At 33.1% G+C, this 5,978-nt stretch carries 4 protein-coding genes; all 4 read right to left on the reverse strand.

The annotated features are described in order from the left end of the window. The coding region (locus EOD40_RS17775; protein WP_196781472.1) for a PKD-like domain-containing protein at positions 1 to 1,465 on the reverse strand (1,465 nt) is incomplete at its 3' end. Positions 1,466 to 2,086: 621 nt separating this feature from the next. Beyond that, positions 2,087 to 4,027, reverse strand: a complete 1,941-nt coding sequence (locus EOD40_RS17780; RefSeq protein ID WP_128197848.1) for an OmpA family protein — start codon at positions 4,025 to 4,027, stop codon at positions 2,087 to 2,089. An 11-nt stretch (positions 4,028 to 4,038) separates the two neighbouring features. Continuing rightward, the gene (locus EOD40_RS17785; RefSeq protein ID WP_128197849.1) at positions 4,039 to 4,950 is read right to left on the reverse strand and encodes a PorP/SprF family type IX secretion system membrane protein; all 912 of its coding nucleotides are present in this window, start codon (positions 4,948 to 4,950) and stop codon (positions 4,039 to 4,041) included. A 60-nt stretch (positions 4,951 to 5,010) separates the two neighbouring features. Beyond that, positions 5,011 to 5,978, reverse strand: a 968-nt coding sequence (locus EOD40_RS17790) for a gliding motility-associated C-terminal domain-containing protein (RefSeq protein WP_164905511.1), incomplete at its 5' end; no start/stop codon positions are given.

The raw sequence follows: 5,978 nt of genomic DNA on the forward strand, positions 1-5,978 counted from the left end.
CTCCCGTAATTGTTGTTGCTGGCGAATTTGGTGTTGTTATTACAGCAGCACCAGATGCTCCTACAAAAGTCCATATACCGCTTCCCACCGATGGTGCAGTTTGCGTCATAGTGAATGTAGATGTATTGCATAAGGTTTGGTTCGGCTGATCGCTTACTACAGGTTGCAAATTAACAATTACCGTTACTGGTTTTATATCAAAACATCCATTTGCTGTGGTACCTTTTATATAATAGATCCCTGCTCCAGCAGTTGTTGGAGTATTGTAAATTATTGTTGCTGCCGCATCTGTCCAGTAAGTATAGGTCAGTTCTGTAGTACTTCCAGCCGTAACAGGATCTAAAGTAAGATTAACTGTTGAAGGAGAACAAACTGCTGTTGGGTTAGTAATCGTTACTGTTGGTTTCGGATTCACCGTGACCGTCGCGGTTATCGGTGTTCCGGTACAACCGTTGGCTGTTGGTGTGATGGTGAAAGTCACGGTCACCGGAGCATTGGTTGTATTGGTGAGACTTCCGCTGATGTTTCCGTTTCCGTTTCCGCTATCGCCAATACCAGTTACAGTCCCTGTATTATTTCTAGTCCAATTGAAAGTAGTTCCTGTAACATTTCCAGAAAGCACGATTGTTGTAATTGCATCAGCCGAGCAAATTGTCTGTGAAGCCGGAGTTGCCACAGCATTAGGAGTTGGATAAGTTTGAATTATTTCCCTAGTTTTGGTAGTAATACAATTGTTAGCATCTTTAATTTCTACAGAATAAGTACCTGGGACTAAATTAGTAAGATCTTGATTGTTTTGTTGTCCTAATGGAACAACTCCTCCATTAGAAGCAGTCCAAAAATAAGTGTAAGAAGGTGTACCTCCTGAAGGAGTTAAATCGATTGCTCCAGTAGCTGAACCACATTGTGATTGTGTTAAAACAAACTCACCATTAACACCTGCATTGACAGTTATTGAAGGTATTTTTCCGCATTTTGGAGAAATATTGTTTGGATCTAATGGACAAACCTCATTTGGACTGGAACTTGTCCATGCTTCCCAGATATTAGAAATTTTTACTATATCTCCACAGTTATATGTAACTTCACCAAAATTCAATGAAGTTATGGAATTAGGAGGAAGAGGACCGCTGCAACCAGTTCTCACAGTTGAAGAAATCAATAGTCCAGTGGTTCCGCTATAAATTTCTAAATTTCCCCAGAATGCAAAAGAGGTTCTAGTTGAACCAGTAGTATTATTGATAGATAAAACCAATGTACGAGTAATAGGAACTGCTGTTTCGCAGGAATTACAAATATCCCCACCTGATAGTTGAGCGGCAACAACTGATAAATCGCTGGAACTACAAGATGTGTTTGCAGGAGGAAATGATTGTCCAAAACCATTTGTTATACTAAGAAAAAATAGTAATAATATAAATAGAATGGTTTGTTTCAATTTTTGTAAAGGTAGATTTGTTTCCATATTCTAATTATTTAAATATTTTATAATAGAAATATTGTTGCAACTTTTGATTATAATTGAAATTATCATCAAATTATGCTTGAATTTAGAATTTACCAAAAAGTAGTAGGTCGTTAAGAAGAAGAATTTATGATTTGTTTTGCTTAATGATAACTGATTTTTTGTAAAGTTATAAGCTGAAGATTTTGGGGCAATCTAATAAGTAAGAATCTGTTTTTTGAAATTAAAAAAAGACATTAATTATAATCAATGAATTAAAATTATGTTTTAGAAAAAACAATAATTTTATATCTATGTGTAGTATATGTTAGTTAAAAACAACATATAGGGATCAAAATATTTTTAGTTTAAATAGATGTCTAATTTCTCTTTGTGGGGAGAAAAAATATTTAGTCATTAAAATATCTTTTAATTTTTCTTTGTGAAAAACTTATGATTAAATTTAAGAAGAATTAACGAGAATGATTTCTTTAATCTGTAAGTAACCTAAAAACTCGTTTAAATGTAATTTTAGTACAAATATATAATAAGTAGTATTTTTTTTAATTCAATTAAAAAAGCAAACCCTCGAATGAAATTTCATTCGAGGGTTTGTTTAAAATATTTCAATAAGGTTTTTTATTATAAAGCCGTAATGATAAATTCGCTTCTACGATTCATTTGATGTTCTTCTTCTGTACATTTTACACCGTCAGCACATCTGTTTACCAGTTGATTCTCACCGTATCCTTTTCCTGTAAGTCTGTTAGGATTTACTCCATTTTTAATTAACCAACTGATAGTAGATTTTGCTCTTCTGTCAGATAAGGCTTCGTTGTATTTGAAAGAAGCACGACTATCGGTATGAGAGCGGATATCTAATTTCATGTTAGGATATTGATTTAAAACATCTAGTATTTTTTCTAAATCTAAAGCAGCTTCGGTTCTAATATTAGATTTGTCTAAGTCAAAATAAATCATTTTAATACCAAAACATTTTCCTAAATCGTCACCTATGGTTACTTTACATTGGTCTTTTTCTAAAGCTATAGGAAGATTAGTTTTACCATTAGTTTTAGCGATGGTTATTTGTTTTTCGTTAGTACTGTAGTTTTCTTTTTGAGCTCTAACGGTATATAGTTTTCCACATTCGACCATGAAAGTATAATCTCCATTTGAATCAGCATCTACATTTTTCAAGATATTCATTTTATTATCAAACAAAGTCACTTTAGCATTAGGAAGAGCTATGTTTGATTCGGCATCAGTAATTTTACCATATAATTCTTGTTCACAAATGAGTTTTCTGGTTTCTAAAAATTTATAAATATCATCATAACCTTGTCCACCATCTCTATTAGAGGATAAGAAACCTTTTCTTGATTTACTATCGATAATGTAGGCAAAATCGTCTTTTGGAGAATTGGCATCCATTCCTATATTTAGTACTTTATTAAAAGAGCCATCATCATTAATTCTAGACATAAATATATCTAATCCACCTACACCAGGATGTCCGTCAGAGGCAAAATAAATTTCGTTTTCCTGACTAACAAACGGGAATGTTTCTCTCCCTTCGGTATTTACAGTTGGACCTAAATTTATAGGAGTACCAAAAGAGCCATCATCATTAATTTGTACCTTAAAAATATCAGATAGACCTAATGTTCCAGGCATATCTGAGGCAAAATACATTGTTTTCTCATCAGGACTTAGAGTAGGGTGAGCGGTACTGTAGCTATCGCTGGTAAAAGGTAGCGCTGTAATGTTAGTCCATTTTTCATCTTCTAATGTTGCTTTGTATAATTTTACTAAGGTAATTCCGTTTTCGTTTTTACCTTTTTTACCATTGATGTAATTGTTTCTGGTAAAATATACTGTTTTACCATCTTTAGTAAAGACAGGAGTGGCTTCGTTAAATTTAGAGTTTAATGACTTATTAAATTTAACAGGATTGCTTGGCGACATTTGTTCATCTAAGTCGGCACTGTATAAATTGGTAAAATGTTGGTCGGTCCAAGTGTGCTTTCTTTGTCCTAAACTTCCAGTATCTCTTGCCGAAGTAAAAACAACTTTGTTATTATAAATGCTAGAACCGTAATCAGAGTATTGTGAATTGATACCTGCATTTTCTATTTTGTATCTTCCTGAATTTTGTTTTATTTCTTCCAGATAATTAGTGTTTTCTTTAAAAAGTTTAGCACGACTATCATTGTCAGAAATTTTGTCAAACTGTTCCAGGATTTGATCTGCTTTCTTGTTATCACCAATTGCACGAAGTGATTGTGCATAACGATAATAATAAGTAGGTTCGATTTGTGTTTCCGGCATAGCAAAAAGTTCGGTATACCATTTAACAGCTTTGTCTAATTCTCCATTAAAATAGTAAGCATTACCTAATTTTTGAAACATAGGAGCAGACTTGTATCCTTTCTCAGCTACTTTTTCATAGGTTTTAATAGCATCTATATAAGCATAGTTGTTGTAGTTTTTATCAGCATTGGCCAACTTAGCCTTTTGGGAATAAATGTTAAATGAAAAAACACTTACTATAGCTATGCAAAGGAGTATATTTTTTTTCATGATAATTGTATTTAGAAGAATCTTGGAGTTGTAATTTTTTTATTGTTTTTGAAAATTTCATATCTCAAGAAAATTTCATGTGAACCCGAATTGTAATTATCTAATTTGGTAGTTTCTAAATCGTATCCATAACCAATATACATTGCCTCTGAAACTTGAAAACCAACCATAGCACTTGCTGCAGCATTCCATCGGTATGCGAGTCCTAAAGTAAGTTTATCATTGAACATAAAATTACCAGATACATCGACTTGTAGGGGAGCACCTTGTACCATTTTAGTTAATAAAGCAGGTTTGAATTTAAGATTGTAACTTAAATCCATAACATAACCGGCAATTAAATAGTAATTCATTTTTTCTTTGAAAAGCGCCACATCATTATCATCGTATCGATTAGATTCTATAAAGTTAGGTATAGAAAATCCTACATAAGCTTTATCGGAATGAAGATAAATACCCGCTCCAAGGTTAGGTGTGAATTTATTATTGAATCCTTGTAATTTTGGATCACCACTGTGTTCAGGAGTTAGTTTGTTAGGATCTAAATCGAATAAATTAGCTGTAGCTTTGATACCAAATGAAAGTTTTACAGTTTCAGAAGTAGGGATGGTATAAGATAGGTCAGCAGAAATAGTATTTTCATGAGTTGGACCAATTTTATCATTAATAACCGAAACTCCCAAACCTAATCTGCTATTATTAAAAGGAGTGTTTATAGAAACAGCATTTGTTGTTGGGGCTCCATCTAATCCTACCCATTGGGAACGATGCAAGGCAAATATACTCATTGCTCCTCTGGATCCGGCATAGGCGGGATTTACATTTATTGTGTTGTACATGTACTGCGTAAATTGTGCATCTTGTTGTGCATAACTTACCATTGCAGTAAACATCAAACCGATTAGTAATAGTTTTGTTTTCATTTGACTTGGTTTTATAACCAGAGGTTTTATTAAAAACCTCTGGTATTAGATTTGAGTTTTTTATCTAGTAAGGTATAGGTATCCTTGTTTTTTGTTAGGGATAATTTCATTTTGTAAACCAACAGAAGTATAGTTTAAAATATAGAAATAGGTTCCAGTAGGTAGTCCAGCATTTTTATCAACTGTAACTCTTCCTTCAGAATAACCTTTGAATACATTATTTACGTTATCGTATCCTTTGGTTTCATAAACTAATATTCCCCAACGGTTGTAAATTTCAACTGAGTTTTCAGGATAACAAAGTGTATCCTCAATATTATCAATTTTGAATACTTCGTTGAATTGGTCACCATTAGGAGAGAAAGCATTGTGTACATTTATAGTACCACATCCTAATACAAAACTTTGATCTATTTTTAAATTGATTACATAGATAATTGGACATGCTTGTGTTTCAATAATATATTGGAAACTATAATCTGCAGAAGCTACATTATTAGGATTTAAAATACTACCGTTTAATGCTCCAGAATTGTTAGTATCAACCCAAGTTCCGTTTTTAGGAGCATCTTGTGGTAGGTAGCTAGTTAAATCTACAGGAGTCCCATTTATACTATTGATAATCTCAGGAACTGTAATTGTTGTAATACTCGGAACAATGTTTACGATTACTTTTTGAGTCGCCGTAGTAATATTTCCGTTACCATCATTGAAAGTCCAGGTTATTATATGTGTTCCTTGTGTTGTATACGTTAACGGATCATTAGTTGTACCAGTGATTGTTCCTTTACAATTGTCTGTTGTAGTAGGAGCAGTTGCCGTAGCAGAACACTGACCAGTTACATCTGCCAAAGTAGGAGCTACAGGAGCTGTTATATCTTTAACGATTACTTTTTGAGTTGCTGTAGTAATGTTTCCATTTCCATCATTGAAAGTCCAAGTTACTACCGTTGTTCCCTGAGTTGTAATAGGGAATACAGTAGTTGTTGTTCCAGTGATTGTTCCTTTACAATTATCAGTTGTAGTAG

It is taken from the genome of Flavobacterium sufflavum (assembly GCF_004016525.1).
Classification (GTDB): Bacteria; Bacteroidota; Bacteroidia; order Flavobacteriales; family Flavobacteriaceae; genus Flavobacterium; species Flavobacterium sufflavum.

What these genes read in the sequence shown, in the direction of transcription:
- EOD40_RS17780 (WP_128197848.1), bottom strand. Translation starts at nt 4,027, where the DNA reads ATGAAAAAAAATATACTCCTTTGCATAGCTATAGTAAGTGTTTTTTCA.
- EOD40_RS17785 (WP_128197849.1), bottom strand. Translation starts at nt 4,950, where the DNA reads ATGAAAACAAAACTATTACTAATCGGTTTGATGTTTACTGCAATGGTA.